13 protein-coding genes and 1 tRNA gene are annotated in these 13,627 nt (G+C 57.2%); 9 read left to right on the top strand and 5 right to left on the bottom strand.

Going from position 1 to position 13,627, the window contains the following annotated elements:
- The 3 genes from ACTQ3R_RS15565 to ACTQ3R_RS15555 all read right to left on the bottom strand — a co-directional run.
- On the bottom strand, nt 1–1,158 hold a 1,158-nt coding region (locus ACTQ3R_RS15565; RefSeq protein WP_441780107.1), incomplete at its 3' end, for an antirestriction protein ArdA.
- Nucleotides 1,159–1,426: 268 nt separating this feature from the next.
- Nucleotides 1,427–2,143, bottom strand: a complete 717-nt coding sequence (locus tag ACTQ3R_RS15560; protein WP_441792682.1) for a hypothetical protein — start codon at nt 2,141–2,143, stop codon at nt 1,427–1,429.
- A gap of 325 nt (nt 2,144–2,468) precedes the next feature.
- Nucleotides 2,469–2,559, bottom strand: a tRNA-Ser gene (locus ACTQ3R_RS15555).
- 174 nt (nt 2,560–2,733) lie between these two features.
- Between ACTQ3R_RS15555 and ACTQ3R_RS15550 the strand changes: the two genes are divergently transcribed.
- Complete coding sequence (locus ACTQ3R_RS15550; RefSeq protein ID WP_441780109.1) at nt 2,734–3,108, top strand: desulfoferrodoxin family protein; 375 nt, start codon at nt 2,734–2,736, stop codon at nt 3,106–3,108.
- 51 nt (nt 3,109–3,159) lie between these two features.
- On the opposite strand, the gene ACTQ3R_RS15545 is transcribed toward ACTQ3R_RS15550, so the two are convergent.
- On the bottom strand, nt 3,160–3,981 hold the full coding sequence (locus tag ACTQ3R_RS15545) for a peptidoglycan recognition protein family protein (protein ID WP_441780105.1): 822 nt from the start codon (nt 3,979–3,981) through the stop codon (nt 3,160–3,162).
- A 167-nt stretch (nt 3,982–4,148) separates the two neighbouring features.
- Here ACTQ3R_RS15545 and ACTQ3R_RS15540 point away from each other — a divergent pair, with 167 nt between their 5' ends.
- The 8 genes from ACTQ3R_RS15540 to ACTQ3R_RS15505 all read left to right on the top strand — a co-directional run bounded on the left by ACTQ3R_RS15540 (nt 4,149) and on the right by ACTQ3R_RS15505 (nt 12,765).
- The gene (locus tag ACTQ3R_RS15540) at nt 4,149–5,480 is read left to right on the top strand and encodes a Na+/H+ antiporter NhaC family protein (protein WP_441780104.1); all 1,332 of its coding nucleotides are present in this window, start codon (nt 4,149–4,151) and stop codon (nt 5,478–5,480) included.
- A 104-nt stretch (nt 5,481–5,584) separates the two neighbouring features.
- Entirely contained in the window at nt 5,585–6,508 is a 924-nt protein-coding gene (locus ACTQ3R_RS15535) for a DNA/RNA non-specific endonuclease (RefSeq protein ID WP_441780103.1), read from the top strand.
- A gap of 114 nt (nt 6,509–6,622) precedes the next feature.
- Complete coding sequence (locus tag ACTQ3R_RS15530) at nt 6,623–7,627, top strand: deoxyguanosinetriphosphate triphosphohydrolase (protein ID WP_441780102.1); 1,005 nt, start codon at nt 6,623–6,625, stop codon at nt 7,625–7,627.
- 68 nt (nt 7,628–7,695) lie between these two features.
- Nucleotides 7,696–9,462 (top strand): DNA primase, encoded by a 1,767-nt coding sequence (gene dnaG, locus ACTQ3R_RS15525; RefSeq protein ID WP_441780101.1) that lies wholly within the window; start codon nt 7,696–7,698, stop codon nt 9,460–9,462.
- A gap of 98 nt (nt 9,463–9,560) precedes the next feature.
- A complete protein-coding gene (gene rpoD, locus ACTQ3R_RS15520; RefSeq protein WP_441780108.1) occupies nt 9,561–10,772 on the top strand; it encodes an RNA polymerase sigma factor RpoD in 1,212 nt (403 codons plus the stop codon).
- A gap of 166 nt (nt 10,773–10,938) precedes the next feature.
- The gene (thyA, locus tag ACTQ3R_RS15515) at nt 10,939–11,769 is read left to right on the top strand and encodes a thymidylate synthase (protein ID WP_441780100.1); all 831 of its coding nucleotides are present in this window, start codon (nt 10,939–10,941) and stop codon (nt 11,767–11,769) included.
- A gap of 35 nt (nt 11,770–11,804) precedes the next feature.
- Nucleotides 11,805–12,281: a dihydrofolate reductase gene (locus ACTQ3R_RS15510; RefSeq protein WP_441780099.1), complete on the top strand. Its 477-nt coding sequence runs from the start codon at nt 11,805–11,807 to the stop codon at nt 12,279–12,281.
- A 40-nt stretch (nt 12,282–12,321) separates the two neighbouring features.
- Entirely contained in the window at nt 12,322–12,765 is a 444-nt protein-coding gene (locus ACTQ3R_RS15505) for a CBS domain-containing protein (protein ID WP_441780098.1), read from the top strand.
- A 67-nt stretch (nt 12,766–12,832) separates the two neighbouring features.
- On the opposite strand, the gene ACTQ3R_RS15500 is transcribed toward ACTQ3R_RS15505, so the two are convergent.
- Complete coding sequence (locus ACTQ3R_RS15500; RefSeq protein ID WP_441780097.1) at nt 12,833–13,474, bottom strand: 5-bromo-4-chloroindolyl phosphate hydrolysis family protein; 642 nt, start codon at nt 13,472–13,474, stop codon at nt 12,833–12,835.
- Nucleotides 13,475–13,627 lie beyond the last annotated feature (153 nt).

Genomic DNA, 13,627 nt, shown 5'->3' with positions numbered 1-13,627 from the left:
GCTGCTCTGGCTGCCGTTCATCACTTCTTCCATGCGAAAAAAGCCCTTGTATGCAACATAGCCCCGGTCGGTGAACATCCCGTCCTCCTCGTTCATGCGCTCCGTGCCGTACTTTTCATAGTCGTAAAAAGCGTCGAGGTTTTCGTCATAGTCGAAGCGGCCAGACTTCTGGATCATGTACTTGCCGTATTCCTGCGGCGTATGCGCGCCGGGGGCAAAGTCAAAGAGGTCAAGGCATTCCGCAAGGTTTTTGATCTGCGCCGCGGACTTTGGCTCTGCCAGCATGACCACAGCACCCAGCTTTTCCATATCCGCGTTTGACAATCCATCCGTCGCCTCTGCCAGTTCGTTGAGGTCGGAGAGAGTTTCGCACTCCATATCCAGAAGGACATCCACCTCATTGGGGAGTTGGCTGTCCTCCAGCCGCAGACGGACATCGGTGGGATCTGTGATGCCCCCACGAAGGAGGGCACGGTCGAGCTCCTCCTGCACCATGGGAAGGAACAGCCATGTGATGTACTCGGTGTCCTCCGGCTCGTTTTTGGAGGTTGCCGCAACGGTGATGGCGTTCGGCTCATAGTAATAGCAGGGGAAGAACCGGCCATCATAGATCTGCTCTAACTTCATGCCGTTGTCGTAGACCACGCCGTAGGGCGTGATCGTGCCGCCGCCGCTTTCAATGAGCCGTCTTGCCGTTTCCTCACTGTCCAGTTTGTTCAGCTCATCCACACTTGCGCTGCCGCCGTGCAGGTTCATGTAGTGGTCACGGCCAACAGCGGCGAGGTCGGAAAAGTCGGTAATGACCGTGGCCTGCTGGCAGCAGAAGGTCAGGTTGATGAGATCTTTTAACTCAAACAGCTCCAGCTTGTGGGCCATTGCCTGAAACTGTGCGGCCTCGCCGGTGTCGAAGCTGTCCAGCCGTTTGGCGAGGTAGTTCAGTTCCTCCACATTGACCGTGAGCATTTCCGTGCGCTTGAGGACAGTATAGAAGCTGTCGATCTTCTCCACCTTACAGTCGGCTTTGACCGCGTCGCCGATCTCCAGTGCCTCCAACAGCTCCATGCAGTGTGCGTACTGGTCGCGGGGAATGGGGAACGGGATAGTTGCCACGCCGTATTCCAGGTGGCTGGGATTACCGAGAACCGCTTGAATCATCATTTGTGTTTTCCTCCAATCCGTTGATTTTGTTCATTCTGGTCCGTAAGCAGGTCCCGTCCGCGCCCCAGCAAAGAAAGCCATGGCGGGGGTAAGGGCAGCCATCACACTCCGGGGAGCGGCTGCAAACAGGTGCCGGCAGCGGTTCCTGCTGAAAGCCGGGGAAATGCGGGAGAATGAGTTTGAAGTGGATCGTGCCGTAAATTTCCATCATTTTTCCTCCTGTTAAAATAAAAAATGCCGGACATTTCTGTCCGGCCTGCGTGGATACTTATTTCATTGTCATGCCGCTCTGTTCCGGCGCGTCCCGCTGCCGCGGAGCATCCGCAGGCAGCAGTCCGCTGATCTGCTCCATCAGCTCCGCCAGCTCCTGATCCCGTCCGCACGAAAGGGTTTCGTCCTGTTCGCGGACGAACGCCAGCGCGCGGTAGATCTCCGCAAGCTGCTCCGGCTCAAAAAGGGCGTCTTTTGGAACAAGCCCGCCGCGCACGGTGAAGTCCCGCTTGGCGGCATCGTAGTCATCCTGGAAATAATGTCCGTGATGGACGCCCTCTCGGTCGAAGTCCCATTCCCATGTCACAAACTGGACGCCTCGCTCGGTGGGGTGGCCCGCCAGCACCGCGTCACCGAAGTCCGCGAGGATACGGTAGTCGCCATCCAGTCCGCTGGCTTTGAGCCGCGGCGCGGTTTCCAGAATCGCCATGTATTCCGAAGTCATTTTAGCGGTGTCGATCACCGTCTGCAAAGCGTCCTGCGTCCGAATATTGTCCACGTTCTCTTGCCGGTACAACACGCTGCCCTTGCCGGATACGCGGCAGAGGCGCCCTTTTTCCCAGCAGACGGGCAGGTGGTGATCCTCGATGGGCTCTACCGTGAAACCGTTCTGCCGCAGCCGAATGGCGGTTTCTTCAAGGAAACGGAGCTGCGCGGTTTCGTTCTGATCGTTCATTGTGAAGTCCTCCTCGTAAGCAAAAATAGGCCGGAGCATCCTAAAAATGCTCCGGCCGGTTGACGGATTAAGTTGTGAAATGAAAAAGGGCGCCTATTTGATGGCTTCGACGAAACCAACAAACAGACGCCTGAAAGATCGTATGAAATTTTGAGGAAAGATCGCTCTATTCTGCGCCCGCAAAAAGGGCGCTTCTCAGGATTTTACCTTTGAATCTGTGAAAGGGGGAGTTCGAATCTCCCCAGTTACCAAAATAACGCGAAAATATCTTTTTTTCTGAGTGCGGAATTTGAAATAAAAAAAGGTGGCAACCCTTTGGTATTCTAAGCGTTGCGCTTAAAATATCCGAATTGTTGCCACCTTATGGCGGAGTAGGAGGGATTCGAACCCTCGAGCCGTGTTAGCGGCTACACGATTTCCAGTCGTGCTCGTTATGACCACTTCGATACTACTCCAAGTACCGCCGTTGCAGGTCAGCGAAACAGCAAAATGTATTATACCAGCTTTTCCCCTATAGTCAAGCCTTTTTTTCGAAAAAATGAATTTTTTTCTTGGGCTCTTGCGGGGAGGCAAGGGATACACTATAATATGGAAGGGCAAGGCCCAAATATAAGGAAATAAGAGGTGTGATCTCTATGAAATTCTATCGTTGTGACCACTGTGGCAACATTGTGACGTTTGTCCACTCCGCTGGTGTGCCCGTTATGTGCTGCGGCCAGAAGATGACCGAGCTGGTGCCCGGTACGACCGATGCTGCTCTGGAGAAGCACGTGCCTGTGGTTTCTGTGGAGGGCAATGTGGTGAAGGTCCAGGTGGGCTCCGTGGAGCACCCCATGCTGGCCGAGCACTATATCCAGTTTATTGCCATCGAGACCACCGCTGGCAGCCAGATCAAGTATCTGAAGCCCGGTGAAAAGCCCCAGGCCTCCTTTGTCCTGGCCGAGGGCGAGCAGCTGGTAGCGACTTACGAGTACTGCAACCTCCACGGTCTTTGGAAGGCCTGAGGAGAAAGAAAAGATGTAAAGCCTGGGGGCGGCCGCTGGCCGCCCCCGGTTTTATTTTGTCTTGTCTGTGGCCAGGATTCCCTCCAGGCGGCTGAGCATCTGCACCAGTTCTTCCCGTGTGGCAAAGGAGCCGTACCGTGCTCCCTGGGCTCCGCCGGCCACAAGTCCTGATTGTTCTGCCCAGGTACGGGCCTGAGCAGACCAGCTTGCAGGGGTCAATTTGGCCCGCTGGGCCAGATATTGTTCCATCAGTTCATTGAATCGCTCCTGGGTCATATCCTCGTCCTCCTCGTCTGTTCCGCCCTGAACCATGGCCTGTGCCACATCCCGGCGAAATTGATCCATGGTTACGTTGTGCTTGGGCCACCAGTGGAGTACATCAGCGTGGCCGCTGGCAATACCTAGATCGTAGCCCTCCCGGTGACAGATGACCACCCCAGGCTTCAGAGGATCCAGTTGAAACTGCCGGCACAGCATGGCGGTGAGAGCCACGGTGTTTTGATAGATATCCTGGAAATAGCCCTCGTTGGCTTTGGGGTCGTAGCCCACCATGGTACCGCCCTGATAGGTGTGGCCAGGGGGCTCACAGCACTCAAAGGACAGGTGGGTGTTGTTGGCGCTGCGGCCGGTGGTGCCGGTGCCTGCGTGCCAGGCACGGGTGGTCCAGGGGAGAGTCTGGATGACGCCCTCTCGGGACACAAAGGCGTGGACGCATTTTTCCACCCCAGGTTTATTCCAACTGCGGAGAAAGACTTGGGGATTGGGCTGGGCTACCCCGGTGGAATGAACCATGACCCCCTGAGGCTTCAGGGGACGCCCTTCCCGGTAGCAGTCGTTCTGCGTGAGCAGCTGCTGCTTGATTGAAAGCTGCATATTGACCTCCTTTTCCGCGTTGCTCCCCGTGGGGGCATATCATCCTATTCTGAAAGTAGGCTTTTGTTCCGTGACCATTGACAGGCTGGTAAATTTCCACTAAAATAAACAAATACGGACGGAAAAGGCGGATTTTTCGTCCTCTGTGTGAAATGAGGAGGAGCAATATGGATCAGAACGAAAAACGGATCAAGAGCAATCCCGCAGCTCTGCTGCCCATCCTGGTGTTTTTATTCTTCTATCTGGGCATGGGCCTGATATTTGAATACAGATTGAATATTGAGATGGGTTTCTACAATATCCCCATTGTAGTGGTGTTCATGGTGTCGCTTCTGGTGGCTTGTTTGCAGAACCCTAAGCTGAAATTTGATGATAAGATGATAGTCATGGCACGGGGTGTGGGCGATAAGAACATCATGACCATGATTCTCATCTTCCTGGTAGCCGGGGTCTTTGTGGGCGTCACCGGCCGGGACAGTGCTGAGGCTGTGGCCTATTTCTTGCTGTCTGTTACCCCGGCCTGGGCCTCGGCGGCGGTGCTGTTTGTGGCTGCCTGTTTTGTGTCCACCGCCATGGGTACCTCGGTGGGAACCATTACGCTGATCACCCCCATTGCCGTGGCGGTGTCCCAGGTGTCTGGCTTCTCCCTGCCCCTGTGCATTGGCTCGGTCATGGGCGGGGCTATGTTTGGGGACAACCTGTCCTTCATCTCCGACACCACCATTGCTGCTTGCAGTACCCAGGGCTGCGCCATGCGGGACAAATTCCGGGCAAACTTCAAAATCGCCATGCCCGCCGCCGTGGTGACTCTGGTGATTATCCTGCTCATGTCCATGAACGCTGGTGTGGAGCACATCGAGATCCCCGAGTATAACCTGTGGCTGCTCATCCCCTATGTGCTGGTACTGGTCGGAGGCATTGCCGGCATGAATGTGTTTGTGGTGCTGCTGGTGGGTATCCTCTCCGGCATTATCATCACCCTGGGTACTGGTACCGTGGACTTTATGACCATGCTGGGGTCCATGGGCTCCGGTGCGTCCGGCATGTTTGAGACCATTATGGTCACCATTCTGGTGTCTGCCATGTGTGCCCTCATGCGGGAGCACGGCGGCTTTGAGGCTCTGCTGGCCTTCATCCGCCGGGTGTTCAAGGGCCGAGTGGGCGGCCGGCTGGGCGTGGGCCTGCTGGTAGGCGCTATGGACATTGCCACCGCCAACAACACTGTGGCTATTGTCATGGCCGGACCCATCGCCAAGGAGATCAGCGAGGAGTATGGCATTACGCCTAAGGAGTCTGCCTCCCTGCTGGATACCTTCTCTTGTATTTTCCAGGGGATCATCCCCTATGGTGCGCAGATGCTCATTGCTGTATCGACCGCTGTGTCCCTGGGCAGCACTGTGTCCGCCTTTGAGATCATTCCCTGTCTGTTCTACCCCTATATGCTGGCCGTTGCTTCCCTTGTATATATTCTGGTGGGAGCGGGCAAGAAGAAAGCCTGAAATTGATTTGCAGTACTCCGCCGCGCCTGACGCCGGGCGCGGCGGAACTTTTTTCCCCGGCCGCCTTTTGATGCGGCCTGTGTCAAATGAAATGGAGGAACCAGATGAAACGCTTGACCAACACCCTGCTTAGCCTGCTGCTGCTTTTGTCCCTGGCTGCCTGTCAATTCCAGACGGCCCCAAATTCCATCTCTCTGGAGGAAGTCCCCGCCTATGACGGCGAGGCCTATGTGGAGCTGGAGGGAAACGTCCCCACCTTTACCCAGGAGGAGCTGGAGCAGTTCCCGGTGGAGGAGTATAGTCCGCTGGATCTGCTGGGCCGGTGCGGGGCAGCCCAGGCTACCGTTGGCCTGGATACCATGCCCACCGAGGAGCGGGGAGAGATCGGCCAGGTGAAGCCCAGCGGCTGGCAGCTTGCTAAGTACGACTGCGTGGACGGCAAGTACCTCTATAACCGCTGCCACCTTATCGGTTACCAGCTCACCGGGGAGAACGCCAATGAGGAGAATCTCATCACCGGTACCCGCTATCTCAATGTGACCGGTATGCTCCCCTTTGAAAATGAGGTGGCCGACTATGTGGAGGAGACCGGCAACCATGTATATTACCAGGTGACCCCCATTTTTGCGGGCAGTGAACTAGTGGCCCGAGGCGTTCAGATGGAGGCCCTGTCTGTAGAGGACGGAGGTGAGGGAGTCTGCTTTAACGTCTATGTCTACAATGTCCAGCCGGGGGTGGTCATTGACTACGCCACCGGAGAGAGCTGGCTGGAGGGAGATGAGCCCGCTGTCCCCCAGCAGCCGGATGCGTCTGCTGGGGGGAGCCAGTCTGAGGAAAACCAGTCCGGCCAGGAAGAACAGCCCCAGAGCGGCCTTACCTATATCCTCAATAACAATACCATGCGTTTCCATCTGCCCGATTGCTCCAGTGTGCAGTCCATGAAGCCCCAAAACCGGGAGGAGACGGGGGAGAGCCGGCAGGCGCTGATTGAGCAGGGCTACCAACCCTGCGGCCAGTGCAAGCCCTAAATTTGTCAAAAATTTTCTGAAAAACAATGCCGTGAAAAAGAGGAATTTGCGGACAAATTTCGTATAAGTTAAAAGTATAAGGAGAAAAGGCCGAATTTGAAAGGAGGACTGTCCATGACACTGCGGGAGCAGCTCCAACAGCGGGAGGAGGCCATCCTCTCTCCGCGGGCCTGCCGCTCCTCCCAGACACGGGGGCGGGAGCGGGAGGAGGCGGAGTGCGATGTGCGCACCCCCTTTCAGCGGGACACGGACCGGATCGTCTATTCCAAGGCCTTCCGCCGCCTGAAGCACAAGACCCAGGTGTTCCTCCAGCCGGAGGGGGACCACTACCGCACCCGGATGACCCATACCCTGGAAGTCAGCCGTATTGCCCGGACCATTGCCCGAGCCCTGGGTCTCAACGAAGACCTGACCGAGGCCATTGCCCTGGGCCACGACCTGGGACATACCCCCTTCGGCCACGCCGGAGAGCGGCTTTTAAATGAAGTCATGCCTGGGGGATTCGCCCACTACCGCCAGTCGGTGCGGGTGGTAGAGCGGTTGGAGAAGAATGGAGAGGGCCTGAACCTCACCTGGGAGGTGCGAAACGGGATCCTCTGCCATACCAAGGGCACCCCTGCGGCCACTTTGGAGGGGCAGGTCGTCCGTCTGGCCGACCACATTGCCTACATCAACCACGACATTGAGGACGCCCTTCGGGGCGGGGTCATCTACCCCATGGATATCCCCCTGGGGGTGTCCCATGTGCTGGGCTTTACCCATGGAGAGCGCATCGATGCTCTGGTAAAGGATGCCATAGAGGCCAGCCGGGACCGGGAGGAGATCTGCCAGTCCCCCGACGTGGGCGAGGCTATGCAGATTCTAAAAGAATTTATGTTTGACAGCGTCTATACCAACCCCCTGGCCAAAGGGGAGGAGGGCAAGGCCCAGGAGATGCTCCGCAGGCTGTTTGACTACTACCGGAAGGACCCCGATCAGCTGCCCGCTGACTTTCAGGCCATCCGGGAGGAGGAGGGCGTGGAGCGGGCGGTGTGCGATTACATCGCCGGCATGACTGACCCCTTTGCGGTGGAACGGTATAAGGAACTGTTCATTCCCATGGGCTGGACCTTGAAATAGCATAATTTTGTGCTGATTCGGTTACAAATAGGGCATATCCCCAACATTTATGAGAGGAGGGAGGCGCCTTGCCCTTACCGGAGCGATTTTTGGACGAGCTGGTGGCCCGCACGGACATCGTGGACCTGGTGGGCGAGTCGGTGCGTCTGACCAAAAAGGGGAGCAGCTATTGGGGCTGCTGTCCCTTCCACAGTGAAAAAACCCCTTCCTTCCATGTGGTGCCCGACCGGCAGATCTACAAGTGCTTTGGCTGCGGCAAGGGCGGCGGCGTCATCAACTTTGTGATGGAGCTGGAGAACCTCCCCTTCCGGGAGGCGGTGGCGGTGCTGGCCAAACGGGCCGGGATGGCCATGCCGGAAATGGGGGGCTCCTCTGCGGGTATGCGGGAGCGCCGGGAGAAGATCCTGGAGATGAACAAAAAAGCCGCTCAGGCCTTCTACCGCTGGCTCAACGGCCCCGAGGGGGCCCAGGGCCTGGACTATCTCCGCCGCCGGGGCCTCTCCCGCAGAACCCTCACCCGCTTTGGCCTGGGCTTTGCCCCGGACAGCTGGGATGCCCTCATCCGTGAGATGACTGCTCAGGGCTATGACAAGCGGGACCTGCTGGATGCGGGGCTGGCAGTGAGCAACAAGGATGGGCGGATCTATGACCGGTTCCGCAACCGGGTGATGTTCCCTATCATCGACGTGCGGGGGAATGTCATTGGCTTTGGAGGCCGGGTGATGGATGACTCCACCCCCAAATACCTCAACTCGCCGGATACCCCCGTCTATAATAAGAGCCGCAATCTCTTTGCCCTGAACATTGCCAAGACCTCAAAGGAGGGGCGGGTGATCCTTACCGAAGGGTATATGGACACCATCGCCCTCCACCAGGCGGGCTTTGACAGCGCGGTCGCTTCGCTGGGGACATCCCTCACCGAGGAGCACGCCCAGCTCCTCTCCCGGTACTTTAAAGAGGCCGTCATCTCCTACGATGGAGATGGAGCCGGAGTGGCCGCTGCCCAGCGGGCCATCCCGCTGCTGGAAAAGGCGGGGCTTAAGGTGCGGGTACTGCGTATGCAGGGGGCCAAGGACCCGGACGAACTCATTAAGAAGAACGGGCCGGAGGCCTTTCGAAGGCTTTTGGACCGCAGTGAGAACCAGGTGGATTACCGCCTGGCCCAGATCGAGAAGAAATTTGACCTTACCGACGATGTACAGAAGGTAGCCTTTCTCCAGGAAGCGGCTCAGCTTCTCTCCACCCTGCCCAGCGCAGTGGAGCGGGAGATTTACGGAGGGCACGCCGCCCAGCGGGCAGGGGTGTCCCCGGAAACCATGAAGCTGGAGGTGGACCGGGCGGTGAAACACCGTCTGCGCCGGGAGAAAAAGCAGCAGGAACGCCGGGACCTGGCCCCGGCCGCCCAGCGTCAGCCCAGGCAGCGGGAGCTGCGGTATGAGGATGTGCGCTCCGCTTTGGCGGAGGAGGGACTCATCCGTCTGCTGATGCTGGACCCAGGACTTGTGAGCAAGATGGAAGAGATCCGGGGAGAGGAGTTTTCCTCACCTTTGCTGGGACGGGCCTTTGATCTGCTCTGCAGCCGGGGGAAGGAGGGGCTGTCCACCAGCCTGGCTGCCCTGGCGGAACAGTTTACCCCCGAGGAGATGAACCACCTGGCCCAGGTGGCGGAGAAACCGGAAAACACCGCCAACAGCGCCCAGGCTATTGGGGACTACATAGGCATTATCCGTGGTCAGGCCCTGCTGCGCAGGGGTGGGGAGCAGGGAGATGATCTGCTCCTGGCCGCTCAGAGACAATATCAACAAAAGAAAGCATATTTGGAGGAGAAACCATGAGCGTGAAGAAAGAACATACCATCACTGCCGAACAGAAGGAAAAAATGGACAAGCAGACCGACATCCGTGCCCGGATGGAGGCCGGTAAGGTTGAGATCATGAAGGTGGTGGAGGGCGTCCAGGGGGCAGAGAAGCTCTCTGAGCTCATTGAAAAGGGGAAGAAGAAGGGCAACCTCTCCGCCTCTGAGCTGCTGGATGTGTTGGAAGATATGGATCTGAGCAGCGAGCAGATGGACAAAATCTATGACACCCTGGAGAACCTGGGCATTGAAACCGTGAGCGAGGACTATATCCCCGAGCTTCCTGATGACGTGGACCCCCCTGTGGAAGACATGGAGGAGCTCAGCGAGGAGGATATGGTAGATCCCAATGCCCTCATGGACACCTTCGGCACCGATGACCCGGTGCGCATGTACCTGAAAGAGATCGGCAAGGTGAATTTGCTCACCTCCGATGAGGAGATCGGCCTGGCCCAGGATATGAACGCCGGTACCGCCGCCCAGGAGCAGCTGGACGAGCTGGAGAAGGCCGGGGAGGAAATTCCGGAGGAGCTGCGCCGGGAGCTGGAAAAGAGTATCAAGCGGGGCGAGCGGGCCCGTCAGCGTCTGGCGGAGGCGAACCTGCGTCTGGTGGTATCCATCGCCAAGCGGTATGTGGGCCGGGGCATGCAGTTCTTGGACCTGATTCAGGAGGGCAATCTGGGCCTCATCAAGGCGGTAGAGAAGTTTGACTATACAAAGGGTTATAAATTCTCCACTTATGCGACCTGGTGGATCCGTCAGGCCATTACCCGTGCCATTGCCGACCAGGCCCGGACCATTCGTATCCCCGTGCATATGGTGGAGACCATCAACAAGGTCATTCGGGTGAACCGGCAGCTTTTGCAGGAGCTGGGACACGACCCCACCGCTGAGGAGACCGCCGAAGAGATGAACATGCCGGTGGAGCGGGTGCGGGAGATTTTGAAGATCGCCCAGGAGCCCGTTTCCCTGGAGACCCCCATCGGCGAGGAGGAGGACAGCCACCTGGGTGACTTTATCCCCGACGAGGATGCCTCCGAGCCTGCCGAGGCCGCTTCCTTCACCCTGCTCAAGGAGCAGCTTGTGGAGGTGCTGTCCACCCTGACCCCCAGAGAGGAGAAGGTGCTGAAGCTGCGCTTCGGCATTGAAGATGGCCGCACCCGCACCCTGGAGGAAGTGGGCAAGGAGTTTAATGTGACCCGTGAGCGTATCCGCCAGATCGAGGCCAAGGCCCTGAGAAAGCTGCGCCACCCCAGCCGCAGCAAGAAGCTGAAGGACTTTTTGAACTGAGCAGTTGGGATGGAATACCTGTCATCACGAGAAAGAGCAGACACTCTATTAGAGTGTCTGCTCTTTTTCATCCCTTGTTGTTGTTTCTGGCGGGGTTTTATGCTAAAATACGGAGAGAATGTGACGCCGACTTCGGCGCAGTACGGCCAGAAAAGGAGAGATAGCCATGAGCTACGCTGACCAGGTTTTCATCCAGAACTGTAAAGATATTTTGTCCAGAGGCGTGTGGGACACCGACCGGGAGGTCCGTCCCCGGTGGGAAGATGGTACGCCCGCCCACACGATCAAGCTCTTTGGTGTGGTCAACCGCTACGACCTGAAAAAGGAGTTTCCCATCATCACCGTCCGCAAGCAGTATCTGAAGTCCGCTGTGGACGAATTGCTGTGGATCTGGCAGAAGAAGTCCAACGATGTCCATGACCTGCACAGTCATGTGTGGGATGCCTGGGCAGATGAGAAGGGCACTATCGGCAAGGCCTATGGCTATCAGCTGGGAGTGAAGCATCACTACCCCCAGGGAGATATGGACCAGGTGGACAAGGTGCTGTGGGATTTGAAGCATGACCCTGCCTCCCGCCGGATTCTCACCAGTATGTACAATCACCACGACCTGAGCGAGATGGCCCTGTACCCCTGTGCTTACTCCATGACCTTTAATGTGAGCGGCAATACCCTTAACGGCATCCTGAACCAGCGTTCCCAGGACATGCTTACCGCCAACGGCTGGAACGTGATGCAATATGCCACCCTTCTGCACATGATCGCCCAGGTCTCCGGTCTGGAGGCGGGAGAGCTGGTCCATGTGATTGCCGACTGCCACATCTATGACCGACATGTGCCTGTGGTGGAAAAGCTGATTGAACGGGAGCCCTATGAGGCCCCTAAATTCATCCTGGACAAGACCATCACTGACTTTTATGCCTTCACCCCCGACAGTGTGCATCTGGAGGGGTACAAGGCCCATCCCCTGGAGGACAAGATCCCTGTGGCGGTTTAAGGGAATTCGAAGTTAGGAATTACGGAGGAACGGCAATGAACATGATCGTGGCGGTGGATGAGAATTGGGGCATCGGAAAGGATGGAGAACAGCTCATCTATATTTCTGCCGATTTGAAGCGATTTAAGGCCCTGACCATGGGCCATTCCCTGATTTTGGGCCGCAAGACCCTGGCCACCTTTCCAGGAGGAAAGCCTCTGAAGGGGCGGCGCAACCTGATTCTCTCCCGGAACCCGGACTTTGCTCCCGAGGGGGCAGAGGTTTACCACAGCATGGAGGAGCTTTTGGAGCATGTGGAGGAGGACGCCTTTGTTATCGGAGGTGCCAGTGTGTACCGGGAACTGCTCGGCCGGTGTGACACTGTCTATGTGACCAAGCTCCAGGCCTCCTGGCCGGCGGACTGCTGGTTCCCCAACCTGGACGAAGATCCGGCCTGGACGGTGGCGGAGGAGGAAGAGGTCCTGGAGGAACAGGGTGTGAAATTCCACTATGTGACTTACCGCCGGACCTAAAGGGACCTGCGCGGTCAATCAAACGCTCGGAGGAATTGTTTTGAATGTCATTTCACTGCTCACCCCCAAGGGAAACGTAGCTTACCTCTATGAAGATTTTACCATTCGCCAGGGACTGGAAAAACTCCGGTATTACGGCTATACCGCCATCCCTGTTCTGGCACGGGACGGTCGGTACATCGGTACGGTCAGCGAGGGTGATTTTCTTTGGTGCCTGCTGGATGAGGAGAACAACAGTCTGAAAGCAAAGGAAAAGCTGCCTTTGCGCCATGTACTCCGCCCCGCGTTCAATCCTGCGGTCCGTGTGGATGTGACGTTGGGGGAACTGCTGGACCGGGCGCTGCAGCAGAGCTTTATCCCCGTGGTAGATGACCGGGGAGCCTTTGTGGGCATCGTGACCCGGCAGAATATCATCCGCAAGCTCACTGTGCCAAAGACAGAAAGCAGCCCCTGGGAGGAGAATGAGTGCGCCTTTTCCCGGTGAAGCGATTACATAAAAAGGACCGCCGCGGAAGGAATCCTTCCGCGGCGGTCTTGTTTTTGCTAAGGGGTTACAGCTCCAGAGTCAGCCCTTGCCGGTCGGAGAGCCCGTCTTTGGCCAGCATCCGCTCCAGTACCTCCACATCGGCGGTAATATCCATGGCATCTCCCTGGAAAAGCTGGTCCAATTGCTTTTCAAAGCCTTCCACTACCTTATCCATCATCCCCTCAATGCGATTCATAGCGGCGGTGATGTTGGCACCGGATATCTCCTGATCTTCCAGTTGGCCATAGGCCCGGAGAATTTTCAGGGTGGTAGGCAGGTAGTAGCTCAAAAAGCTGTGCAGCTGGGGGGATTTGTCCGGATGGCTGCGCTGATACTCCAAAATTTTGGCGGTAATGACACCGATGCGGTCAATCTGCCCGGACAGCTTCTCGTTGTCCACCGCATCGTTGACTGCCCGGATCTCAGAGAGAATGGCGTTTTCCGCATCCTGGGGGACAGGCTCCTTTTTGGGCTCCTCCTTGGGCTGGGGAGTGTCCTCCAGTCCATCGCCGGACACCACAAGCCGGTCGCCGCCTAAGTCCAGGAATCCTCCGGGAAACAGCCCTTCCTCCAGCATATCCTCCAGGTCGTCCCGTACCTGGCGGGAGGAGCTCCCCGTGGCGGAGGCCAGAGCGGAGATGGAGATGGAGGCGTGGCTGCCGATCATAGCCAGATAGTTACGGTAGCGTCCCGCCTGCTTCTGCTTACGTGTATTCTGTCAAGTAAAAATCCCTGGTTTTGCCAAAGCAAATTCCTTGGTATTGCCACGGGAATTCCCTGGTTTTGCCACGCTATTTTACCCGCATGAGAGCGTTGCGCA

The sequence above is a fragment of the Lawsonibacter sp. LCP25S3_E2 genome, from assembly GCF_052117285.1.
Lineage (GTDB): Bacteria > Bacillota > Clostridia > Oscillospirales > Oscillospiraceae > Lawsonibacter.
The sequence above is the reverse complement of the archived record's forward strand: the minus strand, read 5'-3'. Positions and strand labels throughout refer to the sequence as shown.

Excerpts from the sequence above, each read along its gene's own strand:
- ACTQ3R_RS15540 (WP_441780104.1), top strand. The coding sequence starts at position 4,149 with ATGGATCAGAACGAAAAACGGATCAAGAGCAATCCCGCAGCTCTGCTG.
- ACTQ3R_RS15530 (WP_441780102.1), top strand. The coding sequence starts at position 6,623 with ATGACACTGCGGGAGCAGCTCCAACAGCGGGAGGAGGCCATCCTCTCT.
- ACTQ3R_RS15560 (WP_441792682.1), bottom strand. The coding sequence starts at position 2,143 with ATGCTCCGGCCTATTTTTGCTTACGAGGAGGACTTCACAATGAACGAT.
- ACTQ3R_RS15500 (WP_441780097.1), bottom strand. The coding sequence starts at position 13,474 with ATGATCGGCAGCCACGCCTCCATCTCCATCTCCGCTCTGGCCTCCGCC.
- rpoD (WP_441780108.1), top strand. The coding sequence starts at position 9,561 with ATGAAGGTGGTGGAGGGCGTCCAGGGGGCAGAGAAGCTCTCTGAGCTC.
- ACTQ3R_RS15545 (WP_441780105.1), bottom strand. The coding sequence starts at position 3,981 with ATGCAGCTTTCAATCAAGCAGCAGCTGCTCACGCAGAACGACTGCTAC.
- ACTQ3R_RS15535 (WP_441780103.1), top strand. The coding sequence starts at position 5,585 with ATGAAACGCTTGACCAACACCCTGCTTAGCCTGCTGCTGCTTTTGTCC.
- ACTQ3R_RS15510 (WP_441780099.1), top strand. The coding sequence starts at position 11,805 with ATGAACATGATCGTGGCGGTGGATGAGAATTGGGGCATCGGAAAGGAT.
- thyA (WP_441780100.1), top strand. The coding sequence starts at position 10,939 with ATGAGCTACGCTGACCAGGTTTTCATCCAGAACTGTAAAGATATTTTG.